The sequence below is a fragment of the Maribacter thermophilus genome (assembly GCF_001020565.1).
In the GTDB taxonomy this organism is placed as follows: Bacteria; Bacteroidota; Bacteroidia; order Flavobacteriales; family Flavobacteriaceae; genus Maribacter; species Maribacter thermophilus.
This window is the reverse complement of sequence record NZ_LDAS01000001.1, coordinates 1881751-1908333: the sequence shown is the minus strand read 5'-3', so window position 1 is coordinate 1908333 and position 26583 is coordinate 1881751. Positions and strand designations below refer to the sequence as shown.

The 26583-nt window shown below is 37.9% G+C and carries 29 protein-coding genes; 18 read left to right on the top strand and 11 right to left on the bottom strand.

The genetic code is table 11. The features are described 5' to 3' along the window. Positions 1-46 precede the first annotated feature (46 nt). From AB657_RS08220 to AB657_RS17960, 4 genes are all read right to left on the bottom strand, one after another. Complete coding sequence (locus AB657_RS08220) at positions 47-1327, bottom strand: ammonium transporter (RefSeq protein WP_047246053.1); 1281 nt, start codon at positions 1325-1327, stop codon at positions 47-49. 27 nt (positions 1328-1354) lie between these two features. Then, positions 1355-1693 (bottom strand): P-II family nitrogen regulator, encoded by a 339-nt coding sequence (locus tag AB657_RS08215; protein WP_047246052.1) that lies wholly within the window; start codon positions 1691-1693, stop codon positions 1355-1357. A gap of 294 nt (positions 1694-1987) precedes the next feature. Then, positions 1988-2359 carry a fluoride efflux transporter CrcB gene (crcB, locus tag AB657_RS08210; RefSeq protein ID WP_047246051.1) on the bottom strand — a complete coding sequence of 124 codons (372 nt, stop codon included), beginning with the start codon at positions 2357-2359 and terminating at the stop codon, positions 1988-1990. Positions 2360-2378: 19 nt separating this feature from the next. Next, on the bottom strand, positions 2379-2558 hold the full coding sequence (locus AB657_RS17960) for a hypothetical protein (RefSeq protein ID WP_047246050.1): 180 nt from the start codon (positions 2556-2558) through the stop codon (positions 2379-2381). Between the two features lie 354 nt (positions 2559-2912). Between AB657_RS17960 and AB657_RS08195 the strand changes: the two genes are divergently transcribed. Beyond that, complete coding sequence (locus tag AB657_RS08195) at positions 2913-3299, top strand: pyrophosphohydrolase domain-containing protein (protein WP_047246048.1); 387 nt, start codon at positions 2913-2915, stop codon at positions 3297-3299. A 28-nt stretch (positions 3300-3327) separates the two neighbouring features. On the opposite strand, the gene AB657_RS08190 is transcribed toward AB657_RS08195, so the two are convergent. Then, complete coding sequence (locus tag AB657_RS08190) at positions 3328-4398, bottom strand: branched-chain amino acid aminotransferase (RefSeq protein ID WP_047246047.1); 1071 nt, start codon at positions 4396-4398, stop codon at positions 3328-3330. Between the two features lie 158 nt (positions 4399-4556). Between AB657_RS08190 and AB657_RS08185 the strand changes: the two genes are divergently transcribed. From AB657_RS08185 to AB657_RS08140, 10 genes are all read left to right on the top strand, one after another. After that, positions 4557-4976, top strand: a complete 420-nt coding sequence (locus AB657_RS08185) for a DUF4920 domain-containing protein (RefSeq protein ID WP_232304862.1) — start codon at positions 4557-4559, stop codon at positions 4974-4976. A 1-nt stretch (position 4977) separates the two neighbouring features. Then, a complete protein-coding gene (gene mnmD, locus AB657_RS08180) occupies positions 4978-5637 on the top strand; it encodes a tRNA (5-methylaminomethyl-2-thiouridine)(34)-methyltransferase MnmD (RefSeq protein WP_047246045.1) in 660 nt (219 codons plus the stop codon). 106 nt (positions 5638-5743) lie between these two features. Next, on the top strand, positions 5744-6700 hold the full coding sequence (locus AB657_RS08175) for a TIGR01777 family oxidoreductase (protein ID WP_047246044.1): 957 nt from the start codon (positions 5744-5746) through the stop codon (positions 6698-6700). Positions 6701-6839: 139 nt separating this feature from the next. Further along, on the top strand, positions 6840-7424 hold the full coding sequence (locus tag AB657_RS08170; protein WP_047246043.1) for a nucleotide exchange factor GrpE: 585 nt from the start codon (positions 6840-6842) through the stop codon (positions 7422-7424). A 9-nt stretch (positions 7425-7433) separates the two neighbouring features. Continuing rightward, positions 7434-8549, top strand: coding sequence for a molecular chaperone DnaJ (gene dnaJ / locus AB657_RS08165; RefSeq protein ID WP_047246042.1), 1116 nt, complete (start codon positions 7434-7436; stop codon positions 8547-8549). A gap of 218 nt (positions 8550-8767) precedes the next feature. Then, the gene (locus AB657_RS08160) at positions 8768-9706 is read left to right on the top strand and encodes an ABC transporter ATP-binding protein (protein WP_047246041.1); all 939 of its coding nucleotides are present in this window, start codon (positions 8768-8770) and stop codon (positions 9704-9706) included. Next, on the top strand, positions 9699-11036 hold the full coding sequence (locus AB657_RS08155; RefSeq protein WP_047246040.1) for an ABC transporter permease: 1338 nt from the start codon (positions 9699-9701) through the stop codon (positions 11034-11036). Before AB657_RS08160 ends, AB657_RS08155 begins: the two co-directional genes overlap by 8 nt. A 2-nt stretch (positions 11037-11038) precedes the next feature. Beyond that, entirely contained in the window at positions 11039-11935 is an 897-nt protein-coding gene (locus tag AB657_RS08150; RefSeq protein ID WP_047246039.1) for a mechanosensitive ion channel family protein, read from the top strand. 21 nt (positions 11936-11956) lie between these two features. Then, entirely contained in the window at positions 11957-12832 is an 876-nt protein-coding gene (locus AB657_RS08145) for a DUF6268 family outer membrane beta-barrel protein (RefSeq protein WP_047246038.1), read from the top strand. Between the two features lie 9 nt (positions 12833-12841). Next, positions 12842-14005, top strand: coding sequence for a sigma-54-dependent transcriptional regulator (locus AB657_RS08140; RefSeq protein ID WP_047246037.1), 1164 nt, complete (start codon positions 12842-12844; stop codon positions 14003-14005). A gap of 18 nt (positions 14006-14023) precedes the next feature. Here the strand turns inward: AB657_RS08140 and AB657_RS08135 are convergent, their stop codons facing one another. Next, positions 14024-14719: a hypothetical protein gene (locus tag AB657_RS08135; protein WP_047246036.1), complete on the bottom strand. Its 696-nt coding sequence runs from the start codon at positions 14717-14719 to the stop codon at positions 14024-14026. 198 nt (positions 14720-14917) lie between these two features. On the opposite strand from AB657_RS08135, the gene AB657_RS08130 reads away from it, so the two are divergent. The 3 genes from AB657_RS08130 to AB657_RS08120 all read left to right on the top strand — a co-directional run bounded on the left by AB657_RS08130 (position 14918) and on the right by AB657_RS08120 (position 18210). After that, positions 14918-15805 carry a PPK2 family polyphosphate kinase gene (locus tag AB657_RS08130; protein WP_047246035.1) on the top strand — a complete coding sequence of 296 codons (888 nt, stop codon included), beginning with the start codon at positions 14918-14920 and terminating at the stop codon, positions 15803-15805. After that, a complete protein-coding gene (locus AB657_RS08125; RefSeq protein WP_047246034.1) occupies positions 15798-17177 on the top strand; it encodes a M20/M25/M40 family metallo-hydrolase in 1380 nt (459 codons plus the stop codon). Before AB657_RS08130 ends, AB657_RS08125 begins: the two co-directional genes overlap by 8 nt. Before the next feature lie 100 nt (positions 17178-17277). Continuing rightward, the gene (locus AB657_RS08120; protein WP_047246033.1) at positions 17278-18210 is read left to right on the top strand and encodes a peptidylprolyl isomerase; all 933 of its coding nucleotides are present in this window, start codon (positions 17278-17280) and stop codon (positions 18208-18210) included. A 477-nt stretch (positions 18211-18687) separates the two neighbouring features. Here the strand turns inward: AB657_RS08120 and AB657_RS08115 are convergent, their stop codons facing one another. Beyond that, a complete protein-coding gene (locus AB657_RS08115; RefSeq protein ID WP_013304911.1) occupies positions 18688-18882 on the bottom strand; it encodes a cold-shock protein in 195 nt (64 codons plus the stop codon). Between the two features lie 126 nt (positions 18883-19008). Next, on the bottom strand, positions 19009-19647 hold the full coding sequence (locus tag AB657_RS08110; protein WP_047246032.1) for a peroxiredoxin: 639 nt from the start codon (positions 19645-19647) through the stop codon (positions 19009-19011). Between the two features lie 97 nt (positions 19648-19744). On the opposite strand from AB657_RS08110, the gene AB657_RS08105 reads away from it, so the two are divergent. Continuing rightward, positions 19745-20281 carry a YfiT family bacillithiol transferase gene (locus tag AB657_RS08105; RefSeq protein ID WP_047246031.1) on the top strand — a complete coding sequence of 179 codons (537 nt, stop codon included), beginning with the start codon at positions 19745-19747 and terminating at the stop codon, positions 20279-20281. Between the two features lies 1 nt (position 20282). Here the strand turns inward: AB657_RS08105 and AB657_RS08100 are convergent, their stop codons facing one another. Beyond that, complete coding sequence (locus AB657_RS08100) at positions 20283-20843, bottom strand: thioredoxin family protein (RefSeq protein WP_047246030.1); 561 nt, start codon at positions 20841-20843, stop codon at positions 20283-20285. Positions 20844-21158: 315 nt separating this feature from the next. On the opposite strand from AB657_RS08100, the gene AB657_RS08095 reads away from it, so the two are divergent. Together AB657_RS08095 and AB657_RS08090 are read left to right on the top strand one after the other, a co-directional pair. After that, on the top strand, positions 21159-22079 hold the full coding sequence (locus AB657_RS08095; protein WP_047246029.1) for a bile acid:sodium symporter family protein: 921 nt from the start codon (positions 21159-21161) through the stop codon (positions 22077-22079). Next, positions 22076-23128: a lysophospholipid acyltransferase family protein gene (locus tag AB657_RS08090; RefSeq protein WP_198146893.1), complete on the top strand. Its 1053-nt coding sequence runs from the start codon at positions 22076-22078 to the stop codon at positions 23126-23128. The genes AB657_RS08095 and AB657_RS08090 overlap by 4 nt, the downstream gene beginning before the upstream one ends. A gap of 67 nt (positions 23129-23195) precedes the next feature. On the opposite strand, the gene AB657_RS08085 is transcribed toward AB657_RS08090, so the two are convergent. Together AB657_RS08085 and AB657_RS08080 are read right to left on the bottom strand one after the other, a co-directional pair. Then, positions 23196-23576 carry a PUR family DNA/RNA-binding protein gene (locus AB657_RS08085; protein ID WP_047246027.1) on the bottom strand — a complete coding sequence of 127 codons (381 nt, stop codon included), beginning with the start codon at positions 23574-23576 and terminating at the stop codon, positions 23196-23198. A 67-nt stretch (positions 23577-23643) separates the two neighbouring features. After that, positions 23644-25395: an ABC transporter ATP-binding protein gene (locus AB657_RS08080; RefSeq protein WP_047246026.1), complete on the bottom strand. Its 1752-nt coding sequence runs from the start codon at positions 25393-25395 to the stop codon at positions 23644-23646. A gap of 227 nt (positions 25396-25622) precedes the next feature. On the opposite strand from AB657_RS08080, the gene nusB reads away from it, so the two are divergent. Beyond that, positions 25623-26570, top strand: coding sequence for a transcription antitermination factor NusB (nusB, locus tag AB657_RS08075; protein WP_047246025.1), 948 nt, complete (start codon positions 25623-25625; stop codon positions 26568-26570). Positions 26571-26583: the final 13 nt, after the last annotated feature.

Genomic DNA, 26583 nt, shown 5'->3' with positions numbered 1-26583 from the left:
GTTATGGTACGGAGCGTTCTGCAAAACGCTCCGTTTTTATTTCCTTTTATTTATCGTTTGATATATGCTCAGGGTAACATTCTGTACCGTGTTCTGTGATGTCCAATCCTTCGATTTCGTCGTTTTTAGAAACCCTAAGACCTATTGTTTTCTTTAAGATTATCAACACTACGAAAGTGCCGAAAGCGGCCCAGAGAATATAGGCTAACGATCCGTAGGTCTGTACCCAAAGAAGACTGGCTCCACCGCCGTAAAAAAGACCTCCGTCCAAAGCAAATAAACCAACGAGTACGGTGCCTATAAATCCGCATGTTCCGTGAACCGAGATGGCTCCAACAGGGTCATCTATCTTTAATTTTTTGTCCAAAAACTCAATGGAGATTACTACAGCCAATCCACAAATAAGTCCTATTGCCAAAGCTCCGTATGCATTTACGGCGCCACAACCTGCGGTTATACCCACTAAGCCTGCAAGAGCACCGTTAAGCGTCATCGATAAATCGGGTTTGCCATATCTTAGCCAAGTAAGTACCAATGCCGAAATTGCACCGATCGCAGCAGCCAAGTTGGTGTTGATAATAACGCTTCCCGCGGCAATGGTGTCGTCTCCGCCCCATGCCAATTGAGATCCTCCATTAAATCCGAACCATCCTAACCAGAGTATAAATACACCGAGAGAACCATACATCATATTGTGTCCGGGAAGAACTTTAACCTCGCCATCTACATATTTTCCTATTCTAGGCCCCACCATAATAGCGGCAACCAAAGCGGCACCACCGCCAACGGCGTGTACTACGGAAGATCCCGCAAAATCAACAAAACCAGCAGTGTTTAACCATGCATCGTCGTCAAATGGCCAGTACCAACTACCGGAAATAGGGTAGATCAAGGTGGTCAATACTGCGGATAGAATTAAATAAGTGGAAAATTTTGTTCTTTCTGCTACGGCACCCGATACGATTGTGGCTGCGGTTGCACAGAAAACAGTTTGAAAAAACAAGTTGTACCAATCTGTGGCACTAAAGAAGAAATAGCCTTGGTCAGATGGGCTGGATCTGAATAAACCGCCCAATACCAAGTCACTGCCATACATTATACCGTAACCTACGGCCCAAAACATGATAGAACCTACCGCTAGGTCCATAATATTTTTCATAATTATATTACCGGAATTTTTACTTCTGGTAAAACCAACTTCTACAAGGGTAAACCCAGCTTGCATAAAGAAAACCAAAACGGCGGCGATCGTTATCCACAACGCTCCCATATCTCCGTTTATAGCCTCCAGTGCTTTATCCATCGATTCTTGTGTTACTTCAGTCATAATAAATTTTTTTAGTTAGTTGATTGGTTAATTGATTCCTGCTTGACCGCTTTCTTTGGTTCTGATACGATAGGCTTCAATAACATCTGAAACGAATATCTTACCATCTCCTACATTGCCGGAGTAAGCTGCTTCTAAAATAGTATCAACCGTTTTTTGGGAGAATTCATCAGATACGACTATAGAAAGGTATCTTCTTTGAATATCTGTAGTGCTATACGATATACCACGATATACGTGGCCTTGTTTTTCATTTCCAACTCCTGTTACGTCCCAGTAACTAAAGAAATTGACTTCGATTTGATGCAATGCCGCCTTGACCTCATCAAACTTGGATTTTCTGATAATTGCCTCGATTTTTTTCATTGTTCTATATTGTTTTTGATCGCTCAAATGTATGTTAAAAAAATTAACACCCTATTTTTTTAGGGGTCTATGGCGTAATTTTTACACATATGTTAATATATACCCTATAAAATTATAGGTATAAGTGTTTATTTGTTGTTATTTTGAGAATGTGTAGCTGTAAAATTTTATAAATAGGGGTAAAAATTGATAATTATGTAGTGATATGTAATAAATGTTTGATAAATGTGTAATAAATGGGTAAAAAGAGGGTAAACTCTTTAATTTTAAAGAAGAAGTATTGAAATGTTATGATTATAACATTTTGCTGATCCATAGCCCTGCAGAAATGGCCAAGATTCCTAAAACTACACTAAGCCCAACATAAAGTGACATGTATAGTATAGAATGTTCTTTTAAGAGTAAGTTGCTCTCAAGGGCAAAAGTGGAAAAGGTTGTAAAGCCTCCGCAAAACCCTGTGGCCAACAATAGGGTTTGATTCTCGGATAGATAATTGTTCTTTAATGAAAGGCCTATTAAAATACCGATAACTAAACAGCCAATTATATTTACTAGAAAAGTTCCTAAATAAAAATTATGGTAATAGGTGTTTAGGGATTTGGATATAACATATCGAAGAAAACTGCCTATACCCCCACCTATAAAAATTAGTAAAAACTGTTTCATACCTTGTAAAGGTAAAAAACTATACAGCTTTCTTGTAGCTGGATGTAATTAAATCTATAGGGTAAATAACGGTATTTGTGCTTTCTGGAATATTGGCTGTAGGTTTTTTCATCTTTTTGCTTACACTTTTCATGCTTGCGATGACCATAGCCACATTTAATCCTATTAATACCAGTAAAATTGTAAAGAATGTCATCATAACTATAAGCCCCTTTATAGATGCATAACGCAAAATTACGCTATTTGTTATATTATACGAGGAAATCCTTTTTTTTGTTGTGAAAGCCTTAAGATTTGTTGTGAACGTAAAATATTGGCTATTTCTTAATAAAATACTTAATACAAAAGAGAGTTATTATGAATATTATAAAGAATATTCCTACCCACTTAACACCTTTGTAATTTTTTTTGTGAAGTTTTAGGTCTTTTTTGTAAGTAAAGACAATAATAAAGAAAAAAGAAACTGTAAAAAGGATGGCAAAAACAATTTGTCCGGTGCTGAACATATTTTATATTTTTACGCAAAGCTAATCTATAAACTAGAATTACGTAAATGAAAAATAAAATCAATGCTGTTCAATTGTTTCATGAATCTTTTGGATTGGGAATTTCACATGAAATGAAGGCGGATTTGGGAGAGGCAAAAAATAAATTGCGATTTAACCTGATGGATGAGGAGAACAAAGAATATCTAGAGGCAGCTACCAATAACGATATGGTAGAGGTTGCCGATGCCTTGGGGGATATGCTGTATATATTATGTGGTACCATTTTGGAACATGGCATGCAATATAAGATAGAAGAGGTCTTTAACGAGATTCAAAGAAGTAATATGAGCAAATTGGGGGCGGACGGTAAACCTATTTATAGGGAAGACGGGAAGGTTTTAAAAGGTCCCAACTATTTTAAACCGGATATTGCCGGTATTTTAGAAAAATAATAAAAAAGGGCCTCGTCGAGGCCCTTTTTTATTCTGTTACTTTAAAGCGCCAGCCGTATGGGTCTTCAGATTTATTGTACTGTATGTCAGTAATCAATTTCTTTAGTTTTGTGGCGTAGCTATCGGTTAACTCTGGTAGGTCAAAATCTGTTTCGTTATACCCAAAACCTGCAATCGGCGATATAACCGCTGCCGTACCTGCACCGAACATTTCCTTCAGGGTTCCGTTTTTGGCGGCATCCACAACTTCGGCGACCGTAATTTTCCTTACTTCGGTAGGTATACCGTTGTCTTTGGCTATTTCCAAGATACTTTTTCTGGTAATCCCGTCCAGAATTCTATCGCTTGTAGGGCCGGTAATCAGAGTATCGTTGATACGTATGAATATGTTCATGGCGCCGGCTTCTTCAATATATTTATGATCGGTATCGTCGGTCCATATAACCTGGTTGTATCCTTTGTCTATTGCTAATTGGGTGGGGTAAAATTGCCCCGCGTAATTACCTCCGGCTTTTGCGTAACCAACCCCTCCGTTCGCGGATCTTGAGTAGGTCTGCTCTATCAATACTTTTACCTTTCCAGAGAAATAAGAACCAGAAGGGGCACATGCAATAATAAATTTGTATTCATCTGCAGGCGACGCATGAAAACCATTTCCAGATGCAAAAATAAAAGGTCTAATGTAAAGCGACGATCCGTCATTGGTAGGAATAAAATCGTGGTCCAATTTTAACAGCGTGGTAAGTCCTTCCATAAAATAGTCCTCGGGAAGTTCTGGAATGGCCATCCTTTTAGCTGAAATATTCAATCTCTTATAATTGTCCAAAGGTCTAAACAAGAAAATATCCCCTTGATCGTCTTTATAGGCCTTCATACCTTCGAAGATAGATTGGCCGTAATGAAATATTTTAGATGATGGGTCCAGGGTTATTGGTTGGTACGGTACAATTTTTGGTGTTTGCCAAGAGCCGTTTTTATAATCACAGACCAACATATGATCTGTAAATACAGAGCCAAATTTAAGGTTGTCAAAGTCAACTTGGTCAATTTTAGAGGTTTTTGCCTTCTCTACTATAATGTTATTGATCTCGGTACTCATCTAAATTGGAATTTAATTGATTAAAATTAATCAATTATCCTAATTGCTACTTCTTTTTTAGTTTAAAAATGACCAGTTTTGTAGTTCTAACTTAATTTTTATGCAATATGAAAGGTTTTAACATTTTAATTGTGTTTTTTATGATAAGTTTTGCCTGTATGGGGCAGAAAGTAGCCGCAACCAACTCTTTTGGTGAGCAGATAAATGAAAAGAATGCCATTAGCTCTGCAGCGATGAAAGAAAAATACACGGCAATGTCCGTAACAGATACTTTGAACACTAAGTTTACTGGCAAGGTACAAGAGGTTTGTAAGGTAAAAGGGTGCTGGATGAAATTGCAACTGGAAGATGGTGAAGAAACCATGGTTAGGTTCAAGGATTATGGTTTTTTTATGCCAAAGGATATTGAAGGAAAAAAAGTAGTTGTAGAGGGCAAGGCCTATGTAGAGGAAATGAGCGTTGCCGACCAAAAACATTTTGCCAAAGATGGCGGTGCTTCGGAAGCTGAGATAGCAAAAATTTTAAAACCGAAAAAAACATACGGTTTTGAGGCCAATGGTGTTTTGATATTGCAGTAGTTTGGAAAGGGAAATTATCACTACCGCAGACGGTTCTAAAACAATCCACATAAAAGATTGGGACGAACAGTACCATTCTAAACATGGTGCCGTGCAAGAGGCTTATCATGTTTTTATCAAAAAAGGTTTGGATTTATACAAAAACCAAGAACTTCGAATTTTAGAAATAGGTTTTGGTACGGGGCTAAATGCTTTTATTACCTTGTTAGAGACGGAGGCAAGAAAATTGACCATTAGCTATACAGGGGTGGAGGCGTACCCGGTATCCAAAGAGGAAATTCTAGAATTGGATTATGTGAAAAAACTGGAAGCAACGGCCCATAGTGGAGAATTTGAACTGTTGCATAGCGTGCCATGGAACGAAGAGGTAGAGATCAATAATTGTTTTTCGCTGAAGAAAGAAAAGAAATTTTTTGACCAAATAGAGAATATAGAGGATTTTGACCTTATCTACTTTGATGCTTTTGGGGCAAGGGTGCAACCAGAATTATGGACAGTGCAAATTTTTGATAAAATGTATAAGTCTCTAAAGCAAGGCGGAGTATTGGTCACGTATTCCGCAAAAGGAAGCGTAAGGCGGGCTATGCAAGAGGTAGGTTTTACCGTTGAGAGATTGCCGGGGCCTCCGGGAAAAAGAGAAATGTTACGTGCCCGTAAGTAGTTGCCGTGTAGTTGTTTAAGGTTAAATTTTCTTAAAAATCAATTAGCACTGTTAAATCGGCATTAAACATGCTCTGTGCCTTCCCATAAACCGATATCTTTGTTGTATGAAGATATTGATAACTGGGGCGACAGGAATGGTTGGGCAAGAATTGGTATCCCAATGTCATGAAAAAGGATACGACGTCAATTTTTTGACCACAAGCAAAAATAAATTGGTTTCAGAACCAAATTATAAGGGATTTTATTGGAATCCCGAAAAAAAAGAAATTGACCTAAGGTCCTTTGAGGGGGTTTCGGCAATTATAAATTTGGCGGGTTCCAGTATCTCAAAACGTTGGACCCAACAGTACAAGAAACAGATTCTTGCCAGCAGGGTCGATTCTTTGGATACTTTGTTGTTGGGGATATATCAACTTCAAAGACACAACATTAAAATTATTGCTACGGCATCGGCAACAGGTATTTATCCAAATTCACTTTCCAATTACTATACAGAAGAGGAGAGCAGTGTAGACGATGGCTTTTTGGGCATGGTGGTTAAGAAATGGGAAGAAAAGGCGGATGAGTTTAAAAACATTGGGCTCACGGTCTCCAAAGTAAGAATCGGATTGGTACTTTCGGATAAAGGTGGGGCTCTGCCAGAAATGGCGAGACCCGTTAAGAATTATGTAGGGGCCGCTTTTGGTTCTGGGCTTCAATGGCAGTCATGGATACACTTGTCCGATTTGGCAAGAATTTTTTTATTTGTTGTAGACAATGAAATAGGTGGTGTTTTCAACGGGGTGTCGCCAAACCCTGTAACCAATAGTAGATTGGTGAAAGAGATTGCCAAGGTGATGGGGCGCCCATTGATTCTGCCAAATATTCCGAGATTTGCTATGAAAGCTATTTTAGGGGAGATGTCCGAGTTGTTATATACCAGTCAAAGGGTCAGTAGTAAGGCTATAGAGGAAGAAGGTTTTTTGTTTCGCTATCAGAACGTGTGTTCAGCCTTAGAAAATATATACGGCAATCGTAGCAATGAGAGGTCGCATAATACGACCAAAGATTATGTTTCTTGATTTTGCTGTAAGAATAGTTTCTTATCGAAGAATCCGCTTTTGGCGGATTTTTTTATAAACTTTGGTGACATTTTGACATTTTTAGAGATTTGGCAGTACTTTTGCCGACTCAGATTCGGAGATCATTAAAGTAAAAGAAATGAGCGATAAAGATAAAATCGAAAAAATAGAAGAGGAAGAATTAGAGCAAGAACAAGAACTAGGACAAGAAGAATTAGAGCAAAAAGATAAGGAAATAAATGAAGAAGAAGACGCTCAAGAAGAAAATGAAATGACAGAAGAAGAGCGTTTACGAGAAGAAGTCGGAAAGGAAAAAGATAAGTTTTTAAGGCTTTTTGCAGAATTCGAAAACTATAAAAAACGAACATCAAAAGAGCGAATGGAATTGTTTAAGACGGCAGGGCAAGAGGTAATTGTGTCTCTTCTGCCTGTTTTGGACGATTTTGATAGAGCCTTAAAAGAACTTTCCAAGTCTAAGGACAAGGAAATGTTCAAGGGTGTTGAACTGATTAGGGGTAAATTTAGAGAAACACTTAAGTCCAAGGGGTTAGAAGATGTTGAAGTTAAGGCAGGAGATGTCTTTGATGCGGATATTCACGAGGCCATTACCCAAATTCCGGCTCCTGAAGAAAAAATGAAAGGTAAGGTAGTGGATGTTATCGAAAAAGGCTTCAAGTTGGGAGATAGAATCATAAGACACCCAAAAGTTGTAGTAGGAAACTAAAAAAGCAATATGAAGGAAGATTTTTATGAAATTCTGGGTGTAAGCAAAAATGCATCTGCGGCAGAAATAAAAAAGGCCTATAGAAAAAAGGCCTTGCAATACCACCCGGATAAAAACCCGGGAGATGCCAAAGCTGAAGAGATGTTCAAAAAATCTGCAGAGGCTTATGAGGTTTTAAGCGACCCTGATAAAAAAGCCAAATACGACCAGTTTGGCCATGCTGCTTTTGAAGGTGGAGGCTTTGGTGGTGGAGGTATGAACATGGATGACATTTTCAGCCAGTTCGGCGACATATTCGGAAGTGCCTTTGGCGGTGGAGGCTTTGGTGGTTTCGGCGGTTTTGGCGGTGGACAACGTAGGGTAAAAGGAAGTAATTTGCGAATTAGGGTGAAGCTTACCTTAGATGAAATTGCCAATGGTGTTGAGAAAAAGGTCAAGGTAAAAAGAAAAATACAGGCAGAGGGCGTTACCTATAAAACGTGTGCAACTTGCAACGGACGAGGGCAGGTAACCAAGATTCAAAATACAATATTGGGAAGAATGCAAACCTCTGCTACATGTAGTACGTGTGGTGGAAGTGGACAAATCCTCGATGGTAGGCCAAGTGGTTCCGATGCTCAGGGCTTAAAGATTGTGGAAGAAACGGTTTCCATAAATATTCCGGCCGGAGTAGAGGAAGGTATGCAGCTAAAAGTGCCAGGTAAAGGTAACGATGCCCCTGGTAATGGAGTGCCCGGAGATTTATTGGTCGCTATAGAGACCCAAGAGCACCCTACGCTTAAAAGAGAAGGTGATAACCTGCACTACGATCTGTACATTAGTATTTCAGAAGCTATTTTGGGTACTTCTAAAGAGATTGATGCTGTAGGAGGTAAAGTGAGGATTAAGTTAGAACCTGGAATACAGTCAGGTAAGATATTAAGGTTGCGCGGTAAAGGTGTCTCTAGCTTAAATGGATATGGTAGCGGCGATTTGTTGGTGCACGTGAACGTATGGACGCCCAAAGAACTTAATAAAGAACAGCGAGATTTCTTTGAGCGTATGCAGGGGAACGAAAACTTTGAACCCAAACCGGAGAAATCCGATAAATCGTTTTTTGAAAAAGTAAAGGATATGTTCTCTTGATTTTCAGTAACTTATATTTTTAAATAAAAAACGTATATTTGAGATAATATTGGGAGACCGATATTAATTTTCTTTTTCATAGCAATTTTTTTTCCCATCCTTGATTCTTTGTTAAGGGTGGGTTTTGTTTTTAAACCTATTCAAATAAGTTTTGCCAAAAAATTAGGGCTTCGAAAATCCTTTGAAAACAATTCAATATCTTTGAACAAATTGCTTACATGAATAATATTTTGGTCGCGAACAAGGTCACCAAAAAGTATGGTGATCATACTGCTCTTCAAAATGTTTCTATAGAAATTCCAAAGAACAGCATATACGGTTTATTGGGCCCCAATGGCGCAGGTAAGACAACGTTGATACGGATTATAAATCAAATTACATATCCGGACCAAGGAGAAGTTTTGTTTGAAGGAGAACCTTTAAAACCCGAACATATAGCTAAAATTGGATATCTGCCAGAGGAACGTGGACTTTATAAAAGTATGAAGGTTGGTGAGCAAGCCCTGTATTTGGCTCAATTGAAGGGATTGTCCAAAAATGACGCTAAGCAAAAATTAAAATATTGGTTCGATCGATTGGAGATTGGGGATTGGTGGAACAAAAAAATCCAGGAACTTTCAAAGGGAATGGCACAAAAAATACAGTTTATCGTCACCGTTTTACACGAACCGAAACTGCTTATTTTCGATGAACCGTTTAGTGGTTTTGACCCAATTAACGCCAATATCATAAAGGACGAGATCTTAAGGTTAAAAGATGGTGGAACTTCTATCATATTTTCTACCCATAGAATGGAATCGGTAGAAGAATTATGTGAGTATATAGCCTTGATTCATAGGTCTGAGAAAATATTGGACGGTAGGTTGTCCGATATTAAGAAAGCATACAAGAACAATATATTTGAAGTGGGCATAAAAACAACGGAAACAGACAATTTATTGTTGGAACTAAAAGATAAATTTAATGTGCTTTCCTCCAATGTGGATACAGAAGAGGATCAATTGAATTTTTCGGTGCAGTTACCTTCAGGTGACTCTGGGGCTCTACTTAATTTGTTAGGTGCCAAAGGAAACATCAATAGCTTTATAGAGACTATTCCTTCCACAAATGAAATTTTTATAAGAACCGTAGAAAACAAAGGTATTGCACATGAGTAAGCTACCATTGATCATTAAACGTGAATATTTGGCGAAAGTTAGGAACAAGTCTTTTGTGATAATGACCTTTCTAAGCCCTATTCTTATGGTGGGTATGATCGTTCTTATTGCTTATTTGACCGAATTAAACGATAATGAGAAGAGAATCATAGCGGTATTGAACGAAAGTGATTATTTCTCCAATGAATTTTTAACTTCAGAAACAACATCTTTTGTAAAGTATAAAGATATCTCGTTAGAGGAGGCCAAAGATTCTACAATGAACATGGGGTATTACGGCTTGGTCTATATACCCAATGAGGACAACTTGCAAAAAGTGGCACAACGATCGTTCTTCTATAGTAAAGAGTCGCCGAGTACTACCGTGCTGGAAAAGCTTGAAAGAATATTTAAAGAGCGCCTAAGACAAGAACGCTTACGGGAGTTTGGGATATCTGCACGTGATTATGCCGAAATGGATAGTAAATATGAGTTGAACATTTCAACTTTTGATGGCGAGCATAATCTAAAGGGACTTAACGAGATCAAAGCGATAATTGGTGGGGGCTTCGGATATTTGATCATGATGTTCATCATTATTTACGGAGGCTTTGTAATGCGAAGTGTCATTGAGGAAAAAACAAGTAGAATTATAGAGGTGATCATTTCTTCTGTAAAACCCTTTCAGTTAATGTTGGGTAAAATTATAGGCACTTCTTTGGCCGGTATAACCCAGTTTGCCATATGGATCGTTAGTGGAGGTATATTGTTGTTTGTGGCAATGGCCATTTTTGATATAGAGCCATCCACTCTTACGGATAGTAGCGTGAGCGCTGGTATAGGAAACGGGGCCAATCCTATTTTGTCATCTGCCGATACCACCATGCAATTGTATGCTCAAGAGATCTTTGATATTCCATGGGCCATGTTGCTGTTCTTTTTTATGGTTTATTTTGTTCTAGGTTACTTGATCTACAGTTCAATTTATGCGGCTATTGGAGCGGCCGTGGACAACGAAACAGATACGCAACAATTTATTTTTCCGATAATATTACCTTTGATGTTGGCTATTTATGTGGGCTTTTTCTCGGTATTTAGTAACCCGCACGGCCCCATTGCGGTAGGGTTTTCCCTTTTTCCGTTGACATCGCCTATTGTTATGTTAATGAGGCTTCCCGGAGGGATCGGTGAAGGTGGTGTTCCTATCTGGCAATTGGTATCTTCAATTTTGATTTTAATAGCTACCTTTATTGGTATAGTTTGGTTGGCTGCAAAAATTTATAGGGTGGGTATACTTATGTATGGCAAAAAACCTAGTTATAAAGAATTGCTTAAATGGCTTAAGTACTAAATATGGCTCAAGAAGAAGCTGGTAAAATCAAGGAAATTATAGAAGACAATATCTGGGGCTCCATTAAGGAGTTTTTAGAGCTTGGATTTAAGTTTACCAATGGTGATAAATCCATCAACATTACTGTTGGTTTGCTTTTGCTATTGGTAGTGGCCTTTGTGGTAAGCAATTTTTTAATGGGGTTGATCCGCAAGTTCTTCACGAGAAAAATGGAGAACGATGATAAGTTGAAGTTTATTAGTGTCTTCAAGTTTATCAAGTATGTGGTCTATATAGTTGTGGTACTTATTACCATGAGTGCGGCAGGTATAGATATTACCATTCTTATAACCGCTTCCGCTGCTTTGTTCGTAGGTCTTGGTCTGGCCTTGCAAGAATTGTTTCAAGATATCATAGGGGGTATTTTTATAATTATAGATAAATCTTTACGAGTTGGCGATATTATAGAGATAAACGGCAAGGTGGGTAAAGTTTTTGAAATTAAACTTAGAACCACAAGGGCAATAACCAGAGATGATAAAGTTATTATTATTCCGAACCATCATTTTATAAGCGATATAATATATAACTATACCCAAAACCATAAAACTACTCGCGAGAATATAAAAATAGGGGTGGCCTATGGCAGCGATGTGCAGTTGGTGACAGAGATTTTAGAGAAAACGATAAAGGGGCACAGAGGTGTTTTAAACAGCCCCAAGCCTTTTGTTACCTTTGATGATTTTGGAGATTCCGCTTTACTATTTTCTTTAAACTTCTATATAGAGGACAGTTTTTCCGACCCAAGAATAAAAAGTGAACTGCGTTATAAAATAGATGCCGAGTTTAGAAAAAATAATATTAGCATACCTTTTCCGCAAAGAGATGTACATATCTACCAAAATAAATCTTCTCAGTGATGATGAAAACAATGATTGTGAATGAGAAATAAAGGAAAGCTACTGCTTTATTCGCTTTTTATGGCATGTTATTTAGGTATTTCCCAAACACCCGATGTTTTTAGGGCAGAATATATGTTGATGCCACGCAACAGTTCTGATGTTGAAACATCTAGAATTAAACTATTGGCCAATTTACCTATTCCGGTAAGGAATAAAAAAGACTTTATTATCGTAGGTAGCGAATATAATAGGTACAACTTTGAGGTGCCCGAAGGCTTGTTCGAAAATTCGGATGACCTAAAAAAACTTCATGTATTGGATATTAATCTGGGCTATGTATATAAAATGACGGAAGAATGGAGGTTGGTCGGCGTGGTCACCCCTAGGTGGTCATCAAATTTTGTAGAGGACCTGCAAGAAGAAGATTTCAATATGAACTATACGGCCGGGGCATATCAGGATAAAAAAAATGTAGAAAAACCGTATAAATTGGTCTTGGGAATATCCTATAACTCCAGCTCGCCCATTCAGGTACCATTGCCTTTTTTGTATTATGAAAAAAGATTTCATCCAGATTGGTCGTATGTTTTAGGAGTTCCAAAATCGGGACTTAAGTACTTTACACCAAAGGGACATTTTTTTCAGGCCGAGTTGTTCGTAGATGGTTATTATGTGAATATCCAAAACGATATTTTGCTTTCGGGAAACAATTTGTCGACAGATATTTCACAAACGGCATTATTATTGGCACTAGGTTATCAGTATAAAATAACAAAAGATATGTCGTTGTATTTTGTAGGGGGGTACACTCTTTTTCAGAATGGGGCTTTAAGGGACGATGAAAGAAAGGATATTTTTACCTTGAACGATGAGGCCGGATTGTATTTTAGAACAGGTTTTCGAATAGGAATTTAAAGATAAGTTATGTCAAAGATTTTAGTAATAGAGGATGAAGCTGCTATTAGAAGGGTTTTGGTTAAAATCCTTTCAGAAGAAAATAACGGTTATACCCTAGAAGAGGCCGAGGACGGACTTAAGGGCCTAGAAGCTATAAAGGGCAATGATTATGATCTTGTGCTATGCGATATTAAAATGCCAAAAATGGATGGTGTGGAAGTATTGGAGGCGGCCAGAAAAATAAAGCCCGAAATTCCGTTTATTATGATTTCTGGTCATGGAGATTTGGATACCGCCGTAAATACGATGCGTTTAGGTGCCTTTGACTATATATCAAAACCGCCCGATTTAAATAGATTGTTGACTACAGTACGAAATGCCTTGGATAGAAAGAGTTTGGTGGTTGAGAATAAAAATCTAAAAAAGAAGGTAAGCAAGAACTATGAAATGATCGGTGAAAGTGAGGAGATTACCATAATCAAGGACATGATCGAGAAGGTAGCGCCAACAGATGCCCGTGTATTGATCACAGGTTCTAACGGAACAGGAAAAGAACTCGTCGCACATTGGATTCATGAAAAAAGTGGACGTAGCAAAGGGCCTTTTATAGAGGTAAACTGTGCGGCAATTCCGTCAGAATTAATAGAAAGTGAACTCTTTGGTCATGTAAAGGGTGCTTTTACCTCTGCCGTAAAAGATAGGGCCGGAAAATTTGAGGCCGCCAATAAGGGAACTATTTTTTTGGATGAAATAGGGGATATGAGTCTTTCGGCACAAGCCAAGGTACTACGGGCCTTGCAAGAAAGTAAGATATCAAGGGTAGGTACCGATAAAGATATAAAAGTAGATGTGCGTGTGGTAGCTGCCACGAATAAGGACCTTAAAAAGGAAATTGAAGACGGTAAGTTTAGAGAAGACCTTTACCATAGATTGGCCGTAATTCTTATAAAAGTACCTTCATTGAACGACAGGCGGGATGATATTCCCCTTTTGATAGAACATTTCTCAAAAAAAATAGCTGCAGAACAAGGCGTAGCTATTAAAACTTTTTCTGATAAGGCGGTAGAATTGCTAAAAACCTACGATTGGACAGGCAATATCAGAGAACTGAGAAACGTAGTGGAGCGACTTATAATTTTAGGAGGTAAAGAAGTGTCGGAAGATGACGTAAAGCTTTTTGCCAGTAAATAATACTAATTTTAAGGGCAATTATTCGGTCTCGCAAGTACCTATTTTGGTAAGTGCTTTGGTCGTAATTTCTTTTGTTCTTAGGTAATAATATTTTTTCCCTTCGGACAGGTCGTCTCTAAGAAGCTCATTTTGGCATTGGTCGATAATATCCACTACAAAGGCTTTTGCTTCCTTACAATTTACCGTTTCCACTACTTTGTTGAGCGAGTTTTTGTATTTGGCCAAAGAGCTGTCGATTTTATTGTAAATAGTAGGGGTAGGTTTTCTTTTTATTAGTGTAGCTTCATTGTTAGTGCCCGTAGTGTTTATAGCTATTAAATCGTTCTTTTCTTTGTTTTCATGTAAGTGGTGGTCTTCAAGGGCATTCAAGCTTCCCATAATGTCCTCTAAAGATCTTAAAAGTAAAATTCGTGTGCTGTCCAAATCGGTGGCCTTAGTGGCCAGTTTTAGGTTTGCCAAACTTTTTTTCAAATCTTGTATGGCATATTCACAGCCACAAACAGCCAATTTTTCCTGTGTTTTTTCGATAGCGTTTATGGCTTTATAAGTGTGGTAACGTACAATGTTGATATCGGCAATATCAAGGGCTTTTTCGGTTTGATTCTTGGCAAAGTCGATATTGGCACCTGCGTATTGGCACTCACTACCAGTCTTAAAAGACGAGAAAAGGATGATAGAAAAAAAACAGCATAAGACTATGTAGGACTTGTTCATCTGTATTGTAGGTTAAAATGTAAAATATGGGACTTTTACAGTGGTAAAATTAATAATAGATCCATTTAAGGAACAACTTTTTCGATATGTCACATTGAAGAGTCGTTTATTGGGATAAAAGGCAAGTTTCTTAGGTTCAACTGTTATTTTTTTAACATTTAAGATGTAGTTCAACGATATAAATTTTATATTCCCTTTATGGATTATATTAAAACAGATAAATATAGGGTCGTAGAAAGTGTTAAAATTTCTGAAGTACCTACATATGAGGATTTCGGGAAATCTGAAAAACGACTAAAAAAAGATTTGAGCAAAATAAGACGAGAGCTGGGTGAGTTTCAAGATACACTCTATGCACATAATAAGTATAGTGTGCTAATATGTTTGCAGGGTATGGATACAGCAGGTAAGGATAGTCTTATACGAGAAGTCTTTAAAGATTTTAATGTACGAGGGGTGCAGGTTCATAGTTTTAAGGTGCCAACAGAACTAGAGTTGGACCATAACTATCTTTGGCGCCATTATTTGGCATTACCTGCAAAAGGTAAATTTGGAGTCTTCAATAGAACTCACTATGAGAATGTTTTGGTGACCAGGGTGCACCCAGAATATATTTTAAACGAGAGAATACCAGGAATACATCAGGTCGATGATATTGACCAAAAATTCTGGGATAAACGTTTTGAACAGATCAATAACTTTGAAAGGCACCTACATGAAAACGGTACTATAATCTTTAAATTTTTTCTTCATTTGTCAAAAGAAGAGCAGCGTCAAAGGTTGTTACGAAGGTTGGCCGTAAAAGAGAAGCATTGGAAGTTTTCTCCCGGAGATTTAAAAGAAAGAGAATTATGGGGCCAGTATAGAACTTGTTACGAAGAGGCCATCAATAATACGACCAAAGAGCATGCTCCGTGGTATGTTGTACCGGCAGATAGCAAAAAAGCGGCTAGGGTTATTGTAGCTTCGATACTCCTTAAAAGGTTAAAAAAATACAAAGATATTAAAGAGCCTATGTTGGAAGATGAAATATTGGCTAATTTAGTTGACTATGAAAACCAATTACAGACCGAGAAGAATGATTAGATTAGTTGTATTGTGCATATTGCTTGTTCAGTTAGGATATTCTCAAAGTACCGACGAAGAGCAGCTAGGTAAAATATATAAAACGGCACTTACGCAAGGCAAATCATACGATTGGTTAAATTACCTATCTAATCAGATAGGGGGCAGGTTGTCTGGATCCATACAGGCACAACAGGCCGTTGATTATACCAAGCAAGAATTGGATTCGCTAGGTTTGGATCGTGTGTGGTTGCAACCGGTAATGGTACCCAAATGGGTGCGGGGCACACCAGAGTTTGCTTATTTTGAAACTTCTCCCGGTGTTACTACCGATGTGCCTATCGTAGCTTTGGGCGGTTCCGTTGCTACTCCCCCAAAAGGGATCAAGGCTGAGGTTGTAGAGGTAAAGAGTATAGAAGAATTGGCCAAGTTGGGTACAGAGAAGATACAAGGAAAGATAGTTTTTTTCAATAGACCTATGGATCCTACCCAGATAAATACGTTTGCAGCCTATTCGGGTTGTGTGGACCAAAGATATGCAGGGGCCAAGGAAGCATTTAAATACGGAGCCTTAGGGGTAATTGTAAGGTCAATGAACCTCCGTTTGGACGATTATCCGCATACCGGTTCCATGTCGTATGGAGATTTGCCGGTCAGCGAGAGAATACCTGCGGCCGCCATTAGTACAAATTCGGCAGAGCTTTTGAGTACCGCCCTTAAACTAAATCCAAAGATTCAGTTTTATTTTAAGCAAAACTGTAAACAGTTCGACGATGTTAAGTCATACAATGTTATAGGGGAAATAAAGGGGAGTACCCACCCCGATGAAATTATTGTTGTAGGCGGGCACCTAGATTCTTGGGATCTTGGAGATGGCTCCCATGACGATGGTGCAGGTTGTGTTCAGAGTATGGAGGTTCTGCATTTGTTCAAGAAGTTGAACTATAAGCCTAAAAGAACCATCAGGGTAGTCTTGTTCATGAACGAAGAGAACGGACTAAGGGGCGGTAAAGAGTACGCAAAAGTAGCGAAGAACAATCAAGAGAAACATATTTTTGGTTTGGAGAGTGACGCAGGAGGCTTTACGCCTAGAGGCTTTTCTTTTGATGGGCCAGATGCCGCTTTTGACCAGATACTGGGCTGGAGAGAGCTTTTTGAACCTTATTTGGTACATATGTTCGAGAAAGGCGGTAGTGGTGCGGATATTGGTCCCCTTAAGAACGATGAGGTAATGTTGGCCGGTCTTAGACCTGATTCACAGCGTTATTTTGATTATCATCATGCGGAGAACGATACGTTTGAACATGTAAACAAAAGGGAGTTGGAGCTAGGTGCGGCAACGATGACAGCATTGGTTTATCTTGTCGATAAATATGGGGTGCCCGCCCAATAGATGGGTGTAGTGTGGATGTTGCAGTAGTTTTACGGAGAACAAGGTACAATGTAAACTCCCAACTTTTCCATACCTTTGCCCCTCATTTAAAAACAGTAAAATGGAAGACGGAATTTATGCGAAGTTCAATACCACCAAAGGTGAGATATTGGTAAAACTTACTTATGATAAAACACCAGGTACAGTCGGTAATTTTGTAGCCTTGGCCGAAGGTAAAAGAGAGAATTCGGCCAAACCTATGGGAGAGCCATATTACAATGGCTTAAAGTTTCATAGGGTAATACCAGATTTTATGATTCAGGGCGGCTGTCCTTTAGGAACCGGAACTGGAGATGCAGGATACAAGTTTGATGATGAGTTTCACCCCGAATTAAAGCATGATGCACCAGGAGTTTTGTCTATGGCCAATGCCGGTCCTGGGACCAACGGAAGTCAGTTTTTCATAACTCATGTGCCTACACCTTGGCTAGATGGTAAACATACCGTTTTCGGTCATGTTGCTGCCGGACAAGAGGTGGTAGATGCAATTGAACAAGGTGATGAAATAGAATCTTTAGAGATAGTAAGGATAGGGGAAGAAGCCCAGCAATGGGATGCAATGAAGGCGTTTGAAAAGTTTGCTTCCTCAAGAGAGGAGCGTTTGGCGGCGGCTAAAGCTGCGCAGGAAGAGGCGTTGAACAAAGTAGCTGCCGGTTTTGAAAAAACAGCATCTGGTCTTCGTTATAAGATGATTCAAAAAGGGGATGGAGCAAAAGCAGAAAAAGGTAAAAAGGTATCTGTACACTACGAAGGATCTCTTTTGGATGGTCAGGTTTTTGACTCTTCGTACAAAAGAAATTCGCCCATAGATTTTCAGTTAGGGGTCGGTCAAGTAATTCCTGGATGGGATGAGGGTATAGGTTTATTACAGGTAGGGGATAAGGCCCGTTTTGTGATTCCTTCCGATTTGGCATATGGTAGTGCCGGTGCAGGTGGGGTAATTCCTCCGGATGCCACTTTGATTTTTGATGTAGAACTAATGAACGTAGGTTAGGTCCTAGTTTTTCTAACAGCAATAAACAACACCCTGATAAGAAAATTATCAGGGTGTTGTTTATTTGGCCTTGTTTAAACTAAAGAGCAACAAAGCGACATTTAGAACAACCAGTAACAAAATGATAAATAGAAAAATAGTCATAAAAGTAGATTAAGGTTATAACCTGTTTTTTATAGAAACAGCCAAACCCCAAAAAACCCTACTTTTTAACAAAAGAATTAGTGCTTTTTACGAATAATACTGGCGGCTAACATGGCAACGTTCAATAACACAAGAAAAAGTAGAACTCCGATAAATGTATTCATAGGTCATTTGAATTAATTAGATGGGGGAAGTCTATGTTTATGATAAAGATTCAGAACCTACAAAAGGTTGCGTAGAAAGTTTAAAAAAATATGAATCGGATTTTTTTCAATAAAAAACCCGGACATATATGCCCGGGTTTTGAGAACTATAAAAAAGTTAAATCGTTACCTAGTCAACAACTTTCACATTAACGGCGTTTAATCCTTTTTTACCTTGTTGTAGTTCAAATTCTACAACATCACCTTCTCGAACTTCATCGATTAAGCCAGAAATGTGTACAAAATGATCTTCGTTTGAACCATCTTCAGTGATAAAACCATAACCTTTGGAATCATTGAAGAATTTTACTGTTCCTTTACTCATAATAAAAAAATTATATATTAATTAAAGCGCGAAGATAGTGTTTAAATATTTAATAGATAGTATTTTATACAGTTATATTATGAGGTAAACGATTTGTTAATGACCATTATTTCAAACTTTTAGCATTTATGCAGTAGGGTCAGGGGTCATTCTTAGGTATGGTTTTATCTCATCCACTCCCTTTGTGAACATTTCCTTGGCTTCTTCGGTGGGTATGGCAGGGCTTACCACCACATCTTTACCATGTTCCCAATTCGCAGGTGTAGCCACTTTATGATAAGCGGTTAATTGTAAAGAATCTATCACCCTTAACAGCTCGTAAAAATTACGGCCGGTAGAGGCAGGGTAGGTAAGAATCAACTTTACGGTCTTGTCCGGGGCTATAATAAATACCGAACGCACTGTTAAATTGTTGTCGGCGTTGGGGTGTATCATATCATAAAGGGTAGATACTTTTTTGTCCTCATCGGCAATTATTGGAAAATTGACCGTTGTGTTTTGCACTTCGTTGATGTCTTTTATCCATTCATTGTGCGAAGCTGCTCCATCAACACTCAATGCTAACATTTTAACGTTCCTTTTGTCGAATTCGGGCTTAAAGTTTGCGGCCGTTCCCAATTCGGTAGTACATACAGGGGTAAAGTCTGCAGGATGCGAAAATAAAATACCCCATGAATCCCCTAAGTAATCATATAGGTTAATAGTACCCATAGAACTGTCTGCTGTAAAATCCGGTGCTTTGTCACCTAATCGTATTGTTGCCATCTTATTTAAAATTTAATTACCCTACAAATTTAGTAGATTATTGTGGATGTTATTTGTTTCTATGGTTAAAAGTCTATTAAAGTTTTAAATTTGAAGAATGGAAGAACAAGAACATTTACGCTATCCTATCGGACGTTTTGAATGCCCAAATCCGATAACAGAAAATGATATTAACGGTTGGGTCATGGATATGGAAGCCTTGCCGAGTAAACTTCGTACATTGGTTACGGGCCTAACCGATGAGCAGTTAGACACTTCTTATCGGCCAGGTGGTTGGACTGTGCGGCAAGTGGTACACCATATAGCCGACAGCCATCATCATAGTTACACCCGTTTTAAATGGGCCTTGACCGAGAACGAACCGTTGATTAAAGTATATAGGGAGAAAGAGTGGAGCTCTTTGCATGATGGCAAGACTGCACCTGTAGAATTGTCTTTGAATTACTTGGTCGCCTTGCATGCAAAACTTGTGTTCTTGTTAAGAAACCTGACGCAAGAGCAGTTAGAAAAAGTGTATTGCCACCCTGAGGGAAACACTAGAATTTCTGTAGCACAAAACATTGGCAAGTACGCATGGCATGGTAACCATCATATGGCACATATTGGTAATCTAATAAAGAGGAAAGGTTGGTAGTTTAAGAAGTCTTCCATTTAATATTACAACCAATACTTGGTTTTTGTACTTCATTAATTTTGGTTCCTTGTAAAAGGGAATCCATGGCCGCGCTTAAATCGGAACCGGTCAAATCGATACCATTTTCAGGTCTAGAATCGTCGAGCTGCCCCCTGTACACCAACTTCATTTTAGAATCGAACAAATAAAAATCCGGAGTACAGGCGGCATCGTACGATTTGGCTACTTCTTGGGTCTCATCATATAGATAAGGAAATGTATACCCCTCTTCCTTGGCCTTTATTTTCATTAGATCAGGTGCGTCTTGGGGATACTTGTCGATATCATTGCTCGAAATAGCAATGAATTTTATCCCTTTTTGTTGATAAATTTTGGCCAATTCCGAGATTTTTGGGTTTACATGTACAACAAAAGGACAGTGGTTGCATATGAACATAATAACGGTGCCCTTTTCACCTTTTATCTCGTTCAGTTCCATCATTTGGTCGCTGACAGTATCTTTTAGTTTAAAATTGGGGGCTATCGTTCCCAATTCTAACATATTGCTTTCGGTTCTCGCCATTTTGCTTTTTAATTGGTTCAAAGTTATAATAAAATGATAATCTATTCTTATTTGTGCCAGGGTATCCCCTGTAAAAACCTAATTTCTTCATATCATTGTAAACCGTATTTTATAGAAAAAGAGATTCTTGTTCAAGGTCTAATAGATACCTGTAGCGTGGTTCTAATGGGGAGCTACAAGAATTAAGAAAGGTTCATACCAATTAATAATGGGCGGTTTCCTCAGAAAAATATTATCTTGGGATTTGTCCTAAGTGAGAAAAGAAATTTTTTTGGGGCAAATTTTTCGTAGAACATTCATTTAACACCAAGATATTTGACCGAAAATTTATTGGATAACGTTCAGATCAACTTTGATAGCGGAGCCCTTTGGACAATGAACATTGTTTTGGCCTTTGTTATGTTCGGAATAGCCTTGGAGATTTCCGTAAAAGATTTTAAACAACTTTGGCAAGGCCCCAAACCTGTTTTGGTGGGTGTTTTAAGTCAGTTTCTTTTACTACCGGCACTCACTTTTGCATTGGTCTGTATTATGGAACCATACCCTAGTATTGCCTTGGGAATGTTTATGGTGGCGGCCTGCCCCGGAGGAAATATTTCTAACTATATAACACATTTAAGTGGGGGCAATGCGGCCTTGTCCGTTTGTTTAACGGCCATTGCTACCTTGTTGGCCATAATTATGACCCCTTTTAACCTTCAATTTTGGGGTTCGCTTTATGAACCCACTTCAAAGCTATTGGCATCTGTAAATATAGAACCATTGGAAATGGTAAAATTAGTGGCTTTGTTGTTAGGCTTGCCTCTGGTATTAGGTATGTTGGTGAATCGGTGGAAACCGATACTCGCCTTAAAAATGGCCAAGGTATTTAAAATAGCTTCTTTGTTGTTCTTTGTGTTTTTGGTTTTTTTGGCCCTTTTTAAAAATAGGGAAATATTCATGGATTATATTCTGTACGTTTTTTGGATCGTTTTGCTTCATAATATACTGGCATTTGCAACAGGTTTCAGTATTTCTAAAATATTCTTGTTAGACGATAAGAACGTAAAGTCCATTACCATAGAAACGGGAATCCAAAATTCCGGTTTGGGACTTTTATTGATTTTTACTTTTTTTGATGGTTTAGGTGGAATGGCTCTTTTAGCGGCCTTTTGGGGGATTTGGCATATAGTATCTGGTCTGTTGTTGGCTAGTTATTGGAGTATTAAACCTGTTGAGGATAAAAAATTGGTGTGAGGAATTTTATTTATAATCTAGTAAAGCTCTATGTGAAAACAGGGCTTCGAACATATTACAAAAAGATTGAAATAGTGGGGTTGGAAAATGTGCCAAAAAACAAACCGGTGCTTTTTTTGCCCAATCATCAGAGTGCTTTAATGGATGTGTTGCTGATTGCGGTTGATTGCAATAGAAAACCTTATTTTTTGACCCGTTCAGATGTTTTTGGGAAACCCTTGTTGAATTATATTTTTAATTATTTCAGAATGATTCCTGTATATCGTATGCGGGACGGCAGAAATACTTTGAGCAAAAATGATCTTATTTTTAATAATTGTGCCAACATATTAAATGCAGGTGAGTCTATAGTTATGTTTCCCGAGGCCAACCATAATCTTAAGAGAAGGGTTCGGCCATTGAGCAAAGGATTTACAAGAATACTTTTTAGGGCTATGGAAAGAAACCCGGATTTAGATATACAAATTGTGCCAGTAGGGTTAAATTATCAGGATGCCACAAGTTTTCCCGATTCGGTAGCTATCCACTATGGAAAAGCCGTTCCTTTAAAACCTATGTATAAAAAAAACGAGTTGTTAAAAACCGAAAAAGAGGTCAAAAAGAAGGTGGCCGATAGCCTAAAGCAATTAACAACACATATATCTTCTGAGAAACACTATGATGCAATAATTGCTTATCTAAACAAGCGAAAGGTCAATTTTTTAAGGCCACAGGAGGTGAACCGATTGGTAGGGAATGTCCGCCTCGATATATTGCCTAAATCCGCCAACGTACCTATAAAAGAAAAAAAATCTTTGTTGTATCCTTTTTTTGTACTGTTAAATTTACCTGTTTGGGCCTTTTGGCGTTTTTACATGAAACCAAGGGTATGGGAGTTGGAGTTTACGGGAACATTGAGGTTTGCAACCGCCTTATTGGGCTTTACGCTTTATTGTGCCATATTGTTGGTGGGGTTTTCTTTTTGGGTAAACTTTAAGTTTGCCCTACTGGTCATAATGCTGATTTTTCTGTTCGATTGGATTTATATAAAATACCTGGCATCATCATAAAGTATTGTATTGAGAAAAAAAAGGCTCTTGAGAATCAAGAGCCTTTATACATTTTTTTGTAAAACGACTAAATATCGTCGAAACTTACATCGGTAAAACTACCGCTAGAAGTCTCTTGGCTCGCTACATTAGTTGCTGCCGGTTCTTCTTTTTTGAAGTCTTTTTGGTGTCTTTCAGAAATTACCTCAGTGCCTTTTTCGTTAATAATAAATTCCATCATTTCTTCAACATTTTCCTTGAAGGCTTCAAAATCCTCTTTGTAAAGGTAGATTTTATGTTTTTTGTAATGGAAAGAACCATCTTCATGAGTGAATTTCTTACTCTCCGTGATGGTCAAATAATAGTCGCCTGCTTTTGTGCTTCTTACATCAAAAAAGTAAGTTCTTCTACCTGCTCTTAAGACTTTAGAGTGAATTTCTTCTTGATCCATTAAATCTCTTTCGCTCATTTCCTATAATTATTCTATGGTTAGTCTACCAAAAATGAAAAAAAAAAAACTATTCAACAACAATTTTTTAATTTTCTTTACCAGATAGTTGATTCTCGTAAAGTTCTTTATAGTAGCCTTCCTTCGAAATTAATTGGTCATGAGTACCTTCTTGTATAAGTTGGCCGTCTTCTAAAACAAGTATTTTATCCGAGTTTTTTGCAGAAGAAACCCTATGGCTTACGATCAGGGTGGTCTTTTCTTTTGATGCCTTCTTTAAATTGGAGAGTATTTCTTCTTCTGTCTCGGTATCCACTGCCGACAGGCAGTCGTCAAAAAGATATATTTTTGGGTTTTTCATAAGGGCACGGGCTATAGATATCCTTTGCTTTTGTCCACCGCTTAAGGTAATGCCCCTTTCTCCGAGAACGGTATCGTACGCTTTTCCGAAACCAATAATATTCTCGTGAACAACAGCCTCTTTTGCAATAGAGACCACTTCGTCGTCAGACGCTTCTTGTTTGCCAAATTTAATGTTGTTCTTTATACTGTCAGAAAATAAAAAGGCGTCTTGTGGCACTGCGCCTATACTTTCTCTTAAACTGGTCAGGTCTATTTGTTTTATCGGTACATTGTCTATTAGAATTTCTCCAGAACTAACATCATACAATCGAGCTACCAAGTCCAGTATGGTAGATTTTCCTGAACCCGTTTTCCCGATTATGGCCACCGTTTCACCGGCATTTATCGTAAAAGAAATATTTTTAAGGGCCGTAATCTCGGTATCTTCATAAGTGAAGATTACGTTTCTAAACTCTATTTTACCTTTAATGTCCTTCAAATGAACCGAACCATTTTTAAGCTCAGAATCTTGTTTTAAGAATTCGTTTATTCTTTTTTGGCTTGCTTCGGCACGTTGTACGATAGATGTTAACCAACCAACAATGGCCACGGGCCATGTGAGCATATTTACATAAAGAATAAATTCTGCAATGAGGCCAACTCCTATTTCACCTCTTAAATATTGCATGCCGCCGATATAAATGACCAATATGTTGCTGATGCCGATCAAAAGGATCATTAAGGGAAAAAACCAGGCATTTACCTTGGCAAGGCTCATACTTTTGTTTTTTCCGTCGTCTGCCAAAATTACGAGTTCATTATTTATTTGCGGTTCAAGGGCATAGGCCTTTATTACCGAAACCCCTGAAAAAACTTCTTGTGTAAAGGTGGAAAGCGAAGAGAGGTATTCTTGAACAATGGTGCTTCTTTTATGTATTACTTTACTTATCTTATATATCAATACAGATAATATGGGAAGGGGAATCAGGGTGTAGGCCGCCAGTGTTGGGGCCTTTATGAACATTAGGGGTACAAGGCAAAAAAATAATGTCAGTGTCTGTATACCGTACATAATGGCTGGACCGGCGTATAAACGAACTTGGTTTACATCTTCACTGATACGGTTCATTAGATCCCCTGTTCTATTTTTTTTATAAAAATTGAGACTTAGCTTTTGGTAGTGGTCAAAAATCTCATTTTTTAGATCATACTCTATATAGCGAGATACATTAATGATCGTTTGCCGCATTAAAAAAGTAAAGAACCCTGAAAGCAAGGCGGCTCCCACAATAATAAAGATGTACTCCAACAATAGGGATTTGGCCTCGGTCTTGGCTATTTCCGTATTTATGAATTGTTCTACCACCGTAATGGTTTTGTTCACGTATGACGGCATCACAAGTTGAAAAAGTCTTGCGATAATGGTAATAATGATTCCAATAAAAAGCTTGGGCCAGTATTTTTTAAAATATTTGTTCAGGTGCCTGAGTTCCTTCATGGAAAAAAGCTAAGTAGCAAAGTTAAATTTTAGATTTGCCAAAGATAGGTTTTTGACTATAAATCAAATGTTATAAATAACCTAAGATAATTACGAATGTGGTTTGTTGTCCATATTAATATAGAAATCAACGAATCTTTAAAATAAGATGGAAATGGTTTTGTGGCACTTTAAATAGATGCTTACTTTTGCGCAGAAATAATCAATCATAACAAAAGTTCTTTAACATGCTTACAAGAAGGCACATTAGGGTTAAGGTAATGCAGTGTATTTATGCCTTGATCCAATCCAAGGATGACTCCCTGCAAAAACAGGAAAAATTTTTAAAAGTAAGTATAGAGAACACGTATACCCTTTATTTGTTATGGTTAAGCCTGTTTGTAGAGATACAAAAGAGAGCGGCCGAACAGTATCGTCTTTCCTCAAAAAAATACCTTAACGATGCCAAGCAAAGCTATCCAAACCAAGAAAAATTCATAAAAAACAGATTGCTTCTTCAACTGGTGGAAAACCAGTTGTTAAAAGATGAATTGTCCAAAAGAAAATTGGACAACTGGTATTTGAACGAAGAGTACGTTAAGCTTATTTACAAAGCTATTCTGGAAAGCGATATTTATGATGATTACATGTCAAAACCAGAAAGTAGCTATAAAGAGGACAAAGAACTCGTAATGGAGTTGTTCAAGAGTATAATGGCTCCAAACGACAAGATTTACGAATACTTTGAGGACGATAAATTAACATGGATAGATGATATTCCGATTGTAAACACCTTTATTCTTAAATTATTTAAAAAGGCCAAGGGAAATGAATCCTACGGGTATTTTTTGCCTAAATTGTTGAAAGATGATGAGGATATGGCTTTTGCCAACAGGTTATTGTCAAAGACATTGTTGAAAAATGACGTTTTTGAGAAAGAAATAGAGGGCAAGACACCGAATTGGGATAAAGACCGTATTGCAGAGGTAGATTCGATTCTTTTAAAAATGGCAATATGTGAACTTTTAGAGTTTCCATCGATTCCCGAAAAGGTAACGATCAACGAATATCTAGAGATTGCCAAAGAATACTCTACCCCTAAAAGTAGTATTTTTATCAATGGTATTTTAGATAAGCTCACCAAAGAGTACAAGAAAGATGGGAAGCTAAATAAACTAGGTAGGGGGCTGTTATAAAAATATTTTCTAA